The organism is Mycolicibacterium aromaticivorans JS19b1 = JCM 16368 (genome assembly GCF_000559085.1).
Lineage (GTDB): Bacteria > Actinomycetota > Actinomycetes > Mycobacteriales > Mycobacteriaceae > Mycobacterium > Mycobacterium aromaticivorans.
Window position 1 is genome coordinate 723713 of the sequence record NZ_JALN02000001.1, and the last position, 14113, is coordinate 737825.

A 14113-nucleotide genomic window follows, 5' to 3' on the forward strand; every position below is an offset into this window, starting at 1 on the left:
TCACGCTGTTCTCAATACCCTGCCGCGAGGTTCGGTAACCTGCGCCGCGCCGTGCTCTCAGTCACCGAGCAGGTCGGGCAGATCCTCGAGCAGGTCCGGCCGACGCTCCCGCGTCCGCTGCAGCGCCTGTTCGCGGCGCCACGCCGCGACCTTGCCGTGGTCACCGGAGAGCAGTACGTCCGGGACCTGCAACTCGCGCCAGGTGGGCGGACGCGTGTAGCTCGGTCCTTCGAGCAGACCGTCTTTTTCCGGCGAGTGCGAATCGTCCTGGTGCGAGCGCGGATTGCCCATTACGTTGGGTAGCAACCGGACCACCGCCTCGATCATCACCAGCGCCGCGACCTCACCACCGGCCAGCACGTAGTCCCCGATCGAGACCTCCTCGACCCGCATCCGCCGCCGTGCGTCCTCGGCGACCCGCTGGTCGATGCCTTCGTAACGGCCGCAGGCAAACACCAGATGCCGCTCCCCCGTCCAGGCTTGGGCGTCGTTCTGGGTGAACAGCCGACCCGCCGGCGTCGGGATCACGAGAACGGTGTCTTGGGCGCAGATCTCGTCGAGCGCCTCACCCCAGACCGGGGCCTTCATCACCATGCCGGGGCCGCCGCCGTACGGGGCATCGTCTACCGAGTGGTGCACGTCGTGGGTCCAGCGACGCAGATCGTGCGCGGCGAAGTCCACGATGCGGGACTCGATCGCCTTGCCGGGCAACGACTGTCGTACCGGGTCGAGATACTCGGGGAAGATCGAGATGACGTCAATCCGCACGGCTGCGCACCTATTCCAGGCCGTCCAGATCCAAAAGCCCGTCGGGAGGATCGATTTCGACGATCTTGTCGGCCAGCGACACCGACACCACGATCGCGCCGACGAACGGCACCAGCACTTCGGTTCCGTCAGCTCCGCGCACCGCCAGCAGTTCCGCGCCCGCGGTGTGCAGCACCTCGGTGATCGAGCCGACGACGCGGCCGTCGACGGTCCGCACCGTCAGCCCTTCGAGCTGATGATCGTAGAACTCGTCGGGATCCTCGATGGGAGGCAGTTCCGCGGAGTCGACGACGAACAGATGGCCGCGCAATGCGTCGGCCGCATTGCGGTCGGACACCCCGCGCAGCCGTACCAGCAGACGCCCGCCGTGCGGCCGAACCGCCTCGACGACAACATCTTGGCCGCCGTCACCGCGAGAGGGCCGCAGCCGCAACAGGTTTCCCACGGCGAACCGCTCTTCAGGGTCATCGGTGCGGACGTCGACCACCAGTTCCCCGGTGATCCCGTGAGCCTTGGCAACACGTCCGGCGACGAGTTCCATCGAGCTATCGACTTACTGGTCGGTGTCCACCACGTCGACGCGGATACCTCGGCCACCGATACCGGCGACCAGGGTGCGCAACGCGGTCGCGGTGCGACCGCCACGGCCGATCACCTTGCCGAGATCCTCGGGGTGGACGTGGACCTCAACCGTGCGCCCCCGTCGGTTGGTGACCATGTCGACGCGGACGTCGTCAGGATTGTCGACGATCCCGCGGACCAGATGCTCCACGGCGTCGACGACGACCGAACTCATTCTGCGGCGGCCTCAGTGGACTCGGCAGCCTCGGCGGCCGGCTCAGCGGCCTCAGCGGCGGGCTCGGCCTCAGCGGCGTCGGCCTTCTTGGCCGGGGCCTTCTTCTTCTTGGCGTGGGTGGCTTCGCCACCCGGCGCGCCATCGGCCTCGGCCAGCGCGGCGTTGAAGAGGTCCAGCTTGCTGGGCTTGGGCTCCTTGACCTTCAGCGTGCCCTCGGCACCGGGCAGGCCCTTGAACTTCTGCCAGTCACCGGTGATCTTCAGCAGGTTGAGAACCGGCTCGGTGGGCTGGGCGCCAACAGACAGCCAGTACTGAGCGCGCTCGGAGTCGATCTCGATCAGGCTCGGATCTTCCTTGGGGTGGTAGCGGCCGATGACCTCGATCGAGCGGCCGTCGCGGCGGGTGCGTGCGTCGGCGACAGCGATGCGGTACTGGGGGTTGCGGATCTTGCCAAGCCGAGTGAGCTTGATCTTGACAGCCATGAACTAACTCCTGTGGGTATCACGCTGCAATTCAGCGATGCCGGCGGATTGCCGGATCCGGTTTTGCCTCGCGTGCGTGACCAGCCGGCGGCCCATCCATTACGGAAGCCGCGGTCGGACAGCCACCGATTGTGCCAGACGGCCCTGGTCAGGTGTTAATCGCGCGATCTGCCGCCCGGCCGGATCAGACGATCTTCTGGATGCACTTCTGCTCGACGCGCCGCGTCATCCGCCAGCCGTCGGAGGTACGGACGAACGCGTCGTCGTACCAAAGTCCGCAGAACATGATCTGGCCGTCGTCGCCGAGCGCCATCGGGTTGAACAAGATGGTCCGCGAGGTCGCGGTGTCGCCGTCAAGGCGGATGTCGAAGTTTCCGAGCATGTGGAAGTAGGCGGGGAAATTCGGCAGCACCTCGGCCAGCCAGGCTTTGACGTCGGGAAAGGTGCCCGCGATCCCGCCCAGTTCGGTGTAGTCGATATGGGCGTCCGGCGTGAAAACACGATCGAGGTCGTCGAAGCGGCGGCTGTCGATCGCCGTCGAGTAGTCGACCAGCAGCTGCTGGATCTCCATCCGATCCGACATCTCTTCAAGGCTCAGCATGCGCGTGATTCAACACCGGATCGGCGGGCGCGGCCGGTGTGGTCCACACCTGCGGGACACTTTCTACTAAGGTTTGCCTAACCAAATTAGATCGGAGCAGGTGTGGTGGAGCGTCCCGGTTTCTCGCCGATCATCGGCTACGCCAGCGACATGGGCACCGCCGAGTACATCGCCATGCAGCTGGCCGACGCGGTCAAAGACGCCGGGATCGACGCCACCGAGACCGAACTCAACGACGTCACCCTCGACGAGGTCCGGGCCGCGACCCACGTGATCATGGTGGCCTCGACGTTCGGCGAGGGAGAAGTCCCCGACAACGGCACCGTGTTCTGGGAGGAGCTGGCGGCATCCGACACCCGGCTCGACGGGCTGGGATACGCGGTCCTGGCGCTGGGCGACAGCTCCTACGAGTTGTTCTGCAACGCCGGCCGGAACATCGATGCCCGCCTCACCGAGCTGGGCGCCCACGCGCTGGCCGAGCGGGCCGAATACGACTGCTACCGGGAGGGCGACGCCCGCGAGTGGATCGCCGACATCGCCAAGATCCTCATCGAGGCGGCCGCCGCCGGACCCGCCGACGTAGAACCCACCGCCCCGAAGGCGGCACCGCACCGCCATCACGTACTCAGCCCGTGGAGCGACGCGAATCCCGTCACCTCGACCGTCCTGGTGAACCGGCTGCTGACGGCAAAGGAGTCCGACAAAGAGGTCCGCCATATCGAGCTGGATCTCGCGGACTCGGGAATCACCTATCAGGCCGGCGATTCGGTGGCCGTGCATCCGGTCAACGATCCCGCGCTCGTCGACGCAGTGCTGGCCAAGCTCGGGGTCGACGGCGCCCACGTCGCTGCGGGCAGCGATCGACCGCTGGGCGAACTGCTCGCCGGACACCTCGACATCTGCTCTCCGTCGCGGGCATTGCAGGCGCTGGTCGCAGCCCGTACCGACGACACCGATGCCGCGGCGGCGCTACGCTCCCCCGATCCCGCAATCGTGTCGTCCTGGTTGTACGGCCGCGACGTGCTGGACCTACTCCACCTCGCCGATCTGTCGGTCGATGAGGTACTGGAAACGTTGCGGCCCTTGCAGTTTCGCGACTACTCGATCTCCTCCAGTCCACTGGTCCATCCGGATCGGCTGCATCTGACAGTGGCGACCGTGCGCTACCACTGCCACGGCCGCGCCCGCGGTGGCGTCGCCTCGACATTTCTGGCCGACAGAGTCCCCGCTGGGCAGTCCGTGCGAATTCACCTGCGGCCCAACCACAACTTCCGGCTACCGGCCCCGGACGTACCGATCATCATGGTCGGCCCGGGAACCGGCATCGCACCGTTCCGCGCGTTCCTGCACGAACGCCAGGCGACCGCTGCGCCGGGCAGATCCTGGTTGTTTTTCGGCGACCGGCGGCGTCACACAGATTTTCTGTATGGCGACGAGCTCACGCGATTCCACGAATCCGGCGCACTGACCCGACTGGATCTGGCCTTCTCGCGCGAGAGTGCCCGGCCGAAAACCTACGTCCAGCATCGCATGAAGGACAACGCGCGAGAGCTGTTCGCGTGGCTCGAAGACGGAGCGCAGCTGTATGTGTGCGGAGACGCCGAGCGGATGGCCAAAGACGTCGACGCGGCCCTGCACGAGATCGTTGCCGAGGCCGGTGACATGGCCGCCGCCGCCGCGCACTCCTACGTGAACGAACTGATCAAAGCCCATCGGTACGCGCGCGACGTCTACTGACCGAGCGGGTTAGGCTCAGGGCCCATGCGCAGACTTCTCGCGAGCCTGACGACGGCGCTCAGTGTTTTGACGGCGACGGCAGGGATTGCCAACGCGGACACCATCGATCAGCCACCGGGCTCGGTGCCGATCCCCGAGGGACCCGCGCCCGCGTGGATCGTCGCCGACATGGACACCGGCCAGGTGCTGGCCGGTCGTGACATGTACGCCGCGCACCCGCCGGCCAGCACGATCAAGACACTGCTGGCTCTCACCGCACTGGACGAGCTGCCCGACCTGAATGCGACGGTGGTGGCCAACAACTCCGACACCCTCGTCGAATGCAACTGCGCCGGTGTGCGGCCCGGTCGCAGCTACACCGCCCGTCAGCTGCTCGACGGGCTGCTGCTGGTGTCAGGCAACGACGCCGCCAACACCCTGGCCGATATGCTCGGCGGCTACCAGGCCGCGGTCGACAAGATGAACGCCAAGGCCGTCGCGATCGGGGCGACCAACACCCACGCGACCACACCGTCCGGCCTGGACGGAGCGGGTGGCCCGGGCTGGACCACTCCGCATGACCTCGCCGCGATCTTCCGCGCCGCGATGGCCAATCCGGTGTTCGCACAGATCACTGCCCAACCGGTCGCGATGTTCCCCGGCGAGACCGGTGACAAGCCGCTGGTGAATCAGGACGAACTGCTGGCCCGCTATCCCGGTGCGATCGGCGGCAAGACCGGCTTCACCGACGCGGCCCGCAAGACGTTCGTCGGCGCCGCCGACCGCGGCGGCCGCCGTCTGGTGATCGCGATGATGTACGGGCTGATCCACGAAGGTGGCCCGACCTACTGGGATCAGGCGGCGGCGCTGCTGGATTGGGGTTTCGCCCAGAACCCTTCCGAGAGCGTCGCCGCGCTGTAGTTCGGCCGGCTAGTGGTGGCCGCCCGCATTGAACCCGGGCTGGGCGGCATCACCTTCGGTGATTTGGTACGGCGAGGTGGCCAGATCGTTCGGGGTCGCCACAATTGCCGAGTTGTCTCCCGACGGCGGGGCAGCGGCGGGTACCTGGTTGTCCGGCACGACCTGGAAATCCTCATCGGAATCGGGCACGACCACAGGCGCCGCGGTGCTGCCCGGGTTACCCGGCACCCAGGCCAGCAGGTCGCGGGTGCCGTCGTTGAAGACAACGCTGTTCGGTACGTCGCCCACGACGTCGAAGTAGAGCTTTCCGCCATTCGACGCGCCCCAGATAGAGGGGTAGAACTCGCCGGACTCAGCCCGGGCACCGAAGCGCTCGATGAACGGCGGGTAACTGCCCCCGAATCCGTCGATCGTCAGCTTGGCCGAATACAACGTGCCATTGTGCGGCACCGGATCCGAACTGGGCTTGAGCTTGCCCACGGCGTAGCCGATGTAGGGCAGGCCATTGGGCCCGTTCAAGGTTTCCTGCTCGCCGAACACGCGCAAGCTGTCAGTCGCCCATGCCGGTGCGGCGCAGACGACGGAAAGGCCCAACGTGACAACGGTGGCGGAAATCCCGGCCATTTTCGCGATCTTCACAGTCTCTCCCCAGCAAATTGGTGCCAACATCCCCGGCACGTGTGGCCGAGAGTTTACTGTGACCTTCCTCCCCACGCCTGTTTTAAACGGCATCTCCTCAATTGATCACCGCCCTCATCACCGCGCGCTAAACGGGTCGTCCGCCATCGCAATACATTCGAGACTCGCTCGCGTCGTTGCCGAGGCGGAGTCTGGTTAGCGTCGGCACTCATGCCGGGCCGCCCATTCGTCGCGATGTTGGGCATCGCCATGTCCCTGGCGCTGGTCGCGCCGGCCGCGGCCGCGCCCACCCCGCAGCCGGCCGGCGCGGTGACCGCTCCCCCCGACGGTCCGGCGCGAGCCTGGCTGGTCGCCGATCTCGACACCGGCCAGATCCTGGGCAGCCGCGAACCCTACAGCGCGCACGCGCCGGCGAGCACCATCAAGCCGCTGCTGGCGATGGTCGTGCTCGATCAGTTGGCGCCCAATGCCGCGATCCGGGCGACGGCGGCCAACACCCAAGTCGAATGCTCGTGCGTCGGGCTGGTGCCCGGCCAGATGTACACCGCGCGCCAACTGCTCGACGGGCTGCTGCTGGTGTCGGGCAACGACGCCGCCAATCTGCTCGCCGACATGCTCGGCGGACAGCTTGCGGCAGTGCAGAAAATGAATGCGAAGGCCTATCAACTGGGCGCCCGCAGCACGCGGGCCGGATCGCCGTCCGGATTGGACGGGCCCGGGTGGGAGTCGGTGACCACACCGCACGATTTGGCGCTGATCTACCGGGAAGCGTTGCGCTATCCCCTGTTTGTGCAGATCGTTCACCAGACCTCGGCGCAATTCCCGGACCGGTCCGGGTACCGGGAGATCAAGAACCAGGATCGCCTGCTGCGCAGCTACGCCGGCTTCATCGGGGGCAAGAGCGGCTACACCGACCTGGCTCGCGAAACCTACGTCGGTATGGCGCAGCGAGGCGGGCACCGGCTGATCGTGGTGGAGATGTACGGCGACGACGATCTGTGGAATCAGGCCGCCCAACTGCTCGACTGGGGCTTCAGTCACTACCCCGGCGTGAGCTAGTACACCCGGCCGCGCAGGATCACCCGGTCGGGGTTCGACAGGATGTCGGCGCTGCCGCGCGGATCATCGGTGTAGCACACCAGGTCCGCCGGCGCGCCGTCGTCGAGAACCGGCCTGCCCAACCACCGGCGCGCGTCCCAGCACGCCGCGCCGAGTGCGTCGGTCGGGTTCATCCCGATGCGGGTGAGGGCTTCGACCTCGTCGGCGATCCGGCCGTGGACGATCGTGCTGCCTGCATCGCTGCCCGCGTAGATCGGCACGCCGGCTTCTCTGGCTGCGGCCACCCTCGGGTAGCAGCTGGCGTAGAGATCGCGCATGTGGGCGGCGTAGTTCGGGTATTTGCTTGCGGCGTCGGCGAATCCGGGGAAGTTCTCGATGTTGATCAACGTGGGCACCAGCGCGGTGCCATGCTCGACCATCATCGCGATGGTGTCATCGGTCAACCCGGTGCCGTGCTCGATGCAGTCGATACCCGCACCGATCAGTCCGGGCAGCGCGTCCTCGCTGAACACATGCGCCGTGACCCGCGCACCCTCGTCATGGACGGCGGCGATCGCCGCGCGCAGCACGTCGTCGGACCACAGCGGCGCCAGGTCCCCCACCGAGCGGTCGATCCAGTCGCCGACCAGCTTGACCCATCCGTCGCCGGCACGGGCCTGGGCCGCCAGCGCCTCTGGCAGCTGCCACTCGTCCTCGAGTTCGATGGCGAAGCCGCGGGAATATCGCTTGGGGCGGGCCAGATGTCGCCCGGCCCGGATGATCCGTGGCAGGTCGTGGTGATCGTCGAGGCTGCGGGTGTCGGTCGGAGATCCGCAGTCGCGCAACAACAGCGCGCCGACCTCGCGTTCACGCTCGGCTTGGGCGACAGCCTCGTCCAGCGGAATCTCGCCGTGCTCCCCCAGCCCGACGTGGCAGTGCGCGTCCACCAGACCGGGCAGGATCCAGCCACCGTCAAAAACGGTCTCCGCATCGGCGACCTGCTCGGCGCGCAAGACACCGTCGACGATCCACCACTCCACCAGCTCGCCGTCGGGCAGACCCCGGCCCCGAACGTGGAGAGCCGGCACTAGTTCTTGCCCGGGAACTTCAATTTGGACAGGTCGAAATCGGCCAAGCCGGGCGGCAACTCGTTGAGGCCCTCAGGCATTCCGGACAGATCCGGGAAGCCGCCGGGCATGGCGCCGGCGAGCAATGGGTTGGCCTTCGGCGGCGTCGGGCCCCTGCCGCCCTTCTTCTTGCCCGCCTGCTTGTTCTTGCCCTTGGCCGATTTCTTCGATGACCGCCGGCCGAACGGCATGCCCATCGCACCGGCCATCTGCGACATCATCTTTCGCGCCTCGAAGAAGCGGTCGACGAGCTGGTTGACCTCGGAGACGTTGACACCGGAGCCGTTGGCGATGCGCAGCCGCCGCGAGGCGTTGATGATCTTGGGGTCGGCCCGCTCCTGCGGGGTCATGCCCCGGATGATCGCCTGCAGCCGGTCGAGCTGCTTGTCATCGACGGTGGCCAGCGCGTCCTTCATCTGGCCCGCGCCGGGCAACATGCCCAGCAGGTTGCCGATCGGCCCCATCTTGCGGATCATCAGCATCTGCTCGAGGAAGTCCTCCAGCGTGAGCTCGCCCGAGCCGATCTTGGCGGCGGCTTCCTCGGCCTTCTGCTGATCGAAGACCTGCTCGGCCTGCTCGATCAGGCTGAGCACGTCGCCCATGCCGAGGATCCGGCTGGCCATCCGGTCGGGATGGAAGACGTCGAAGTCCTCGAGCTTCTCACCGGTCGACGCAAACAGGATCGGCACGCCGGTCACCTCGCGGACCGACAGGGCTGCACCACCGCGGGCGTCGCCGTCGAGCTTGGTCAGCACGACGCCGGTGAACCCGACACCGGACCCGAACGCCTCCGCGGTGGCCACCGCGTCCTGACCGATCATCGCGTCGAGGACGAACAGCGTCTCGTCGGGGTGCACGGCGTCGCGGATGGCGGCGGCCTGTTCCATCAGCACCTCGTCGATGCCCAACCGGCCCGCGGTGTCGACGACCACGACATCGAAGTGCTTGCTCTGTGCCTCTGCCAGGCCGGCGGCGGCGACGGCGACCGGATCACCGGGGCCGGCGCCCTCGGTGTCCGCGGCATCGGGCGCGGTGCCCGGATGGGGGGCGAAGACGTTGACGCCGGCCCGCTCGCCGACGATTTTGAGCTGGTTGACCGCGCCGGGGCGCTGCAGATCGCACGCCACCAGCAGCGGGGTGTGGCCCTGGCCCTTGAGCCACTTGGCCAGCTTGCCGGCGAGCGTCGTCTTACCGGCGCCTTGCAGGCCGGCCAGCATGATGACGGTCGGCGGGTTCTTGGCGAAGGCCAGTTGACGGGTCTCCCCGCCGAGGATGCCGATCAGCTCCTCATTGACGATCTTGACGACCTGCTGGGCGGGGTTGAGCGCACCGGATACCTCGGCGCCGCGCGCGCGCTCCTTGATGCGGTTGACGAAGGCACGCACGACCGGCAGGGAGACGTCGGCCTCGAGCAGCGCCAGCCTGATCTCGCGTGTTGTGGCGTCGATGTCGGCGTCGGTCAGCCGACCTTTGCCGCGCAGGCCCGAGAGCGCACCGGTCAACCGGTCGGACAGGGATTCAAACACGCAGTAAGCCTAGCTGGCGACGTCGGGCGCCGAGATCGACGCCATGGTCGCGCCCCCTTCGCCAACCACGACCGTGGTGTCGGTTTCGCGTCGGGCTAACCGGCTTCCTCGGCCGGCTTCGCCGGCGGCGGAGTCGGAAGCACCGCGTAGAGGTCGCTCTCCAGCTTCGTGCGGGTCTCGTCGAGCGATACCGACGTCGGGACCGTGATTCCGAACGCGTCGACCACCGACGAGCCCAGCGTGGTGATCTTGGCCCAGGCGATGTCCGCGCCGGTTCGCTCCAACACGCCGGTGAGCGTCGCGAGCAGCCCGGTGCGGTCGGTGGTGCGGATCTCGACGATCAGCTGACCCTCACTGCTGCCGTCGTGCCACAGGATGCGCGGCGGGGCCGGCACGGCGTTGATCGGCACGGCCGGCTTGTGCTCCCCCACCCTGCCGGTGCCGTGCTGCGCGGCGTCGGCGTCGCGCTTCTCCAGAGCCGACATCACATCGAGCTCGCCGCTGAGCGCGAGGATGAACTGCTGGCGGAGAAGCTCGGCGGCAGGCGGGGCACCGAAGCGCGGTGACACCACGAAAGTGTTGATCGCCGCACCGCCGGTGCTGTTCACCGACGCCGAATGCACCCGCAGTGAGTTGAGCGCCAGCACCCCGGCCGCCTTCGACAACAAGCCGCGCCGGTCCGGTGCGATCATCGTGACGTTGAAGGTGTGCACGCTGTCCCCCGGCGTCATCTCGACGTGCACGCCGCCGTCAGCCGCCAGTGAAAGATGTTGAGGATCAATCGGATCCGCATGCGGCTGCGGCTCGCCGGCCAACATCAACCGGCAACGCCGGACCAGGTCGCCGATCAGCGAAGCTTTCCAGTCCCCCCACACCCCGGGCCCGGTCGCCAGCGAATCCGCCTCGGCCAGCGCATCGAGCAACTCGAGCAGCACCGGGTCGCCACCGAGTGCGTCGATGACACCGGAGATGGTCTTGGGATCTTGCAGGTCCCGCCGCGTCGCGACGTCGGGCAGCAGCAGGTGGTAGCGCACGATCGCCGACAGCACGTCGATATCGGACGGCCAAAGGCCCAGCCGGGTTCCGACCTGCACGGCCAGCTCGGCACCGATCACACTGTGGTCCCCGCCGCGGCCCTTGCCGATGTCGTGCAGCAGTGCGCCCAGCACCAGCAGGTCGGGACGGGACACCCGGGTGGTTAATGTGCTTGCCTGCGAGACCGTCTCGACGAGATGGCGATCGACTGTCCAGATGTGGACGACGTCGCGTGGCGGCAGGTCGCGCACCGCTCCCCACTCGGGGAACAACCGTCCCCACAATCCGGTGCGGTCGAGGGCCTCGATGGTGGCCACCGTCGTCGGGCCTGCGGCCAGCAGCACCAGCAGGTCCTTGAGCGCATCGCGCGGCCAGGGCGTGCGCAGCTCGGGAGCCGACGCGGCCAGCCTGTTCAGCGTCGACGCCGACATCGGCAGTCCCGTGTTGGCCGACGCGGCCGCCACCCGCAGGATCAGACCCGGATCGCGTTCGGGGCGGGCGTCACGAGCCAGGATCACCTCGCCGGCGAATTCCACCACCCCTTCGTCCAGCGGGCGGCGGGTCGGTCGGCGCAGCACCGAAAGTCCGCGTTTGGGAAGGGCATTGGCCGCCGTGCGTAGGCCGGCATCGACGTAGTAGCTGATCGTGCGTGCCGCATCGGAGAGCACCCGGGCCAGATCGAAGCGGTCACCGATGCGCAGCGCGGCGCCGATCTCGTCGGCGAACTGTGCCAGCAGTTGGTCACGGCCGCGCTTGGACGACCGGTGTAGTTCGGTGCGCACGTTGAGCAGCGCGAGGTGCGCGTCGCCGAGTGAGCCGGTCGGCGACACCAGCGAGTGGCTCGGGTACACGTCCGCCAGTTGGGCGATCGCCAACGCATTCAGCAGCTGAACGTCGCGCAGCCCGCCCCGACCGCATTTGAGGTCCGGTTCCGCGCGGTGCGCAATCTGCCCGCTGCGCTGCCAGCGCGCCTGGGTGAGCTCGACGAGTTCCTCGAAACGGGTACCGATTCCGGTCCGCCATTGCCGTCGCGCCCCGCCGATCAACAGCTGGGACAGTTCGGCATCTCCGGCGATGTGTCGCGCCTCCAGCATCGCGAGCCCGGCCGAGATGTCTTCGTTGGCCACCGTGAGCGCCTCGGGCACCGTGCGGACACTATGGTCCAGTCGAATGTTGGCGTCCCACAGGGGGTACCACAGCAACTCGGCCACCTGGGTGACGATCTCGGTGGGCATGTTGTCGTGCAGCAGCATCAGGTCGAGGTCGGAGTACGGCACGAACTCGCGGCGGCCCAATCCGCCGGTGGCCACGATGGCGAACCCGCTGGTGGCCGTGATACCGATCTCGGTAGCCTTGGTGGTCAGCCAGAATTCGTGGAGATCCAGCAGCGCGTCGCGCAGTGCCGCCGAATCCAGGTGGCGCTGACCGCCTTCCAGCAGTTGCTTGTTCGCGGCGGCCAGATCTTTCGCGGGTTTCGACGAACCCGCCGCCGGTGCCTCCCATCGGGAGGCGCCGGCGGCGGAATCTTTTGATTGCTTTGTCATCTCAGTCCTCCAACGGCCGACGCTCGACTAACGCTCATTCGGTGCGGCCGCGAAGAACCTCACAACGTCTGCGTCAGAGAGCGTCGGACCCCCGCTCACCGGTGCGGACCCGAACAACGGTCTCCACCGGACTGACCCACACCTTGCCGTCGCCGATCTTGCCGGTCCGTGCGGCCTGCACGATGACGTCCACGACCTTGTCGACCGCGGAGTCATCGACAATGACCTCCACGCGCACCTTGGGCACGAAGTCCACGGAGTACTCCGCGCCCCGGTACACCTCAGTGTGACCCTTCTGACGTCCGTAACCCTGGACCTCGCTGACGGTCATTCCGAGGATGCCCGTCTGCTCCAGACCGGTCTTGACGTCTTCCAGCGTGAACGGCTTGACGATCGCAGTAATCAGCTTCATTTCCCTCATTCCTCCGCGCCGTGACGTCCGAGAACCGAACCGGCACCCACCGGTACGAGGTCGTAACCGGTTTCGGCGTGTTCTGCCTCGTCGATGCCGTTCACTTCATCCTCTTCGGTCAGGCGCAGCCCAATGGTGTATTTCAGGATCAAGGCCAAAATAGTCGTAACGATGAACGAGTAGAACAGGACGGCAAAAGCACCGACAGCCTGGCGCCACAATTGGTCGAACCCGCCGCCGTAGAACAATCCCTTGACCGCCGCCGGCGCCTCGGGCGTGGCCAGCAAGCCGATCAGAAGGGTGCCGGTCAGACCACCGACCATGTGCACGCCAACCACGTCGAGCGCATCATCGAAGCCGAACTTGAATTTCAGGCCGACCGCCAAGGCACAGATCGCGCCGCCGAGGAACCCGACCACGAGTGCGCCAAGCACATTCACTGACGAGCACGACGGTGTGATGGCGACGAGGCCGGCGACTATGCCTGACGCCGCACCGAGCGTCGTCGCGTGACCGTCACGAATTCGCTCGACCAACAGCCAGGCCAGCATGGCGGTTCCGGTTGCGACGGTCGTGGTGATGAACGTCGTCGCGGCAGAGCCGTTCGAGCTCAACGCCGAACCGGCGTTGAATCCGTACCACCCGAACCACAGCAGACCGGCACCGAGCATCACGAACGGCAGATTGTGTGGCCGCATCGGAGTTCCCGGCCATCCCTTGCGTTTTCCGAGAACCAGACACAGCGCAAGGCCGGCCGCACCGGAGTTGATGTGCACCGCAGTACCACCCGCGAAGTCGATTGCCTTGAGCTTGTTGGCAATCCAGCCGCCGTGCTCTCCAGTGAAGCCGTCGAAGGCGAAGACCCAGTGCGCGACCGGGAAGTACACCAACGTGGCCCACAGGCCGGCGAACACCAGCCAGGAACCGAACTTCAGGCGATCTGCGACAGCGCCGGAGACCAGGGCAACCGTGATGATGGCGAACATCAGCTGGAAGGCCACGAACACCAGTTGCGGAATCGTGCCCGCGAGTGGGATATCCACCGCAGCCTTCGCCGCCGCTCCACTCGCCGGGTCTGCGGCCACCGCGGCAGCAGCGTTACCGCCGATGAGTCCCTTGAGGCCGAAGTACTGACCAGGGTCGCCGATCACACTCCACTTGTCGTTGCCGAAAGACATCGAGTAGCCGTACAGCACCCACAGCACCGTGACCACACCCATGGCACTGACGCTCATCATGATCATGTTGAGCACGCCCTTGGCACGCACCATGCCGCCGTAGAAAAAGGCCAGGCCTGGCGTCATCAGCAGCACGAGCGCGGAGCTCGCAAGCATCCATGCTGTGTCGCCGGTGTCCGGCACGCCCATCACCGGGAATCCATCCACTCGCAGTTTCTCCTTCACCCATGCCACGGTTAGGCACCGTTGACCTAGGCCAAGACAATGCGCAGTGGTTGTTTCAGCGGAGACGCCTAGGTGTTTCGCGGATGTGAACGGATCGGCAGTCTG

The 14113-nt window shown here is 66.9% G+C and carries 14 protein-coding genes; 3 read left to right on the forward strand and 11 right to left on the reverse strand.

What is annotated here, in order from left to right:
• Window positions 1-57: 57 nt before the first annotated feature.
• The 5 genes from trmD to Y900_RS03495 form a co-directional block, all read right to left on the reverse strand.
• On the reverse strand, window positions 58-768 hold the full coding sequence (trmD, locus tag Y900_RS03475) for a tRNA (guanosine(37)-N1)-methyltransferase TrmD (protein WP_036339062.1): 711 nt from the start codon (window positions 766-768) through the stop codon (window positions 58-60).
• A gap of 10 nt (window positions 769-778) precedes the next feature.
• Window positions 779-1309, reverse strand: coding sequence for a ribosome maturation factor RimM (gene rimM, locus Y900_RS03480; RefSeq protein WP_036339065.1), 531 nt, complete (start codon window positions 1307-1309; stop codon window positions 779-781).
• A gap of 12 nt (window positions 1310-1321) precedes the next feature.
• Window positions 1322-1564: an RNA-binding protein gene (locus tag Y900_RS03485; protein ID WP_005148848.1), complete on the reverse strand. Its 243-nt coding sequence runs from the start codon at window positions 1562-1564 to the stop codon at window positions 1322-1324.
• On the reverse strand, window positions 1561-2046 hold the full coding sequence (gene rpsP / locus Y900_RS03490) for a 30S ribosomal protein S16 (protein WP_036339068.1): 486 nt from the start codon (window positions 2044-2046) through the stop codon (window positions 1561-1563). Before rpsP ends, Y900_RS03485 begins: the two co-directional genes overlap by 4 nt.
• A gap of 184 nt (window positions 2047-2230) precedes the next feature.
• Window positions 2231-2647, reverse strand: a complete 417-nt coding sequence (locus Y900_RS03495; RefSeq protein ID WP_036339071.1) for a nuclear transport factor 2 family protein — start codon at window positions 2645-2647, stop codon at window positions 2231-2233.
• A 102-nt stretch (window positions 2648-2749) separates the two neighbouring features.
• Here Y900_RS03495 and Y900_RS03500 point away from each other — a divergent pair, with 102 nt between their 5' ends.
• Together Y900_RS03500 and Y900_RS03505 are read left to right on the forward strand one after the other, a co-directional pair.
• A complete protein-coding gene (locus tag Y900_RS03500) occupies window positions 2750-4384 on the forward strand; it encodes a sulfite reductase subunit alpha (RefSeq protein WP_036339074.1) in 1635 nt (544 codons plus the stop codon).
• Between the two features lie 24 nt (window positions 4385-4408).
• Window positions 4409-5284 carry a D-alanyl-D-alanine carboxypeptidase family protein gene (locus Y900_RS03505; RefSeq protein ID WP_036339077.1) on the forward strand — a complete coding sequence of 292 codons (876 nt, stop codon included), beginning with the start codon at window positions 4409-4411 and terminating at the stop codon, window positions 5282-5284.
• A gap of 9 nt (window positions 5285-5293) precedes the next feature.
• On the opposite strand, the gene Y900_RS03510 is transcribed toward Y900_RS03505, so the two are convergent.
• Window positions 5294-5923, reverse strand: coding sequence for a DUF1942 domain-containing protein (locus Y900_RS03510; RefSeq protein ID WP_036339080.1), 630 nt, complete (start codon window positions 5921-5923; stop codon window positions 5294-5296).
• A gap of 210 nt (window positions 5924-6133) precedes the next feature.
• On the opposite strand from Y900_RS03510, the gene Y900_RS03515 reads away from it, so the two are divergent.
• Window positions 6134-6982, forward strand: a complete 849-nt coding sequence (locus Y900_RS03515) for a D-alanyl-D-alanine carboxypeptidase family protein (protein ID WP_109751015.1) — start codon at window positions 6134-6136, stop codon at window positions 6980-6982.
• On the opposite strand, the gene Y900_RS03520 is transcribed toward Y900_RS03515, so the two are convergent.
• From Y900_RS03520 to Y900_RS03540, 5 genes are all read right to left on the reverse strand, one after another.
• A complete protein-coding gene (locus Y900_RS03520; RefSeq protein ID WP_051659862.1) occupies window positions 6979-8049 on the reverse strand; it encodes a metal-dependent hydrolase family protein in 1071 nt (356 codons plus the stop codon). The genes Y900_RS03515 and Y900_RS03520 overlap by 4 nt on opposite strands.
• Entirely contained in the window at window positions 8049-9614 is a 1566-nt protein-coding gene (ffh, locus tag Y900_RS03525) for a signal recognition particle protein (protein WP_036339082.1), read from the reverse strand. Before ffh ends, Y900_RS03520 begins: the two co-directional genes overlap by 1 nt.
• A gap of 95 nt (window positions 9615-9709) precedes the next feature.
• Window positions 9710-12193, reverse strand: coding sequence for a [protein-PII] uridylyltransferase (locus Y900_RS03530; protein ID WP_036339083.1), 2484 nt, complete (start codon window positions 12191-12193; stop codon window positions 9710-9712).
• Window positions 12194-12266: 73 nt separating this feature from the next.
• On the reverse strand, window positions 12267-12605 hold the full coding sequence (locus Y900_RS03535) for a P-II family nitrogen regulator (RefSeq protein ID WP_036339085.1): 339 nt from the start codon (window positions 12603-12605) through the stop codon (window positions 12267-12269).
• A gap of 5 nt (window positions 12606-12610) precedes the next feature.
• Window positions 12611-13990, reverse strand: a complete 1380-nt coding sequence (locus tag Y900_RS03540) for an ammonium transporter (protein ID WP_036345724.1) — start codon at window positions 13988-13990, stop codon at window positions 12611-12613.
• Window positions 13991-14113: the final 123 nt, after the last annotated feature.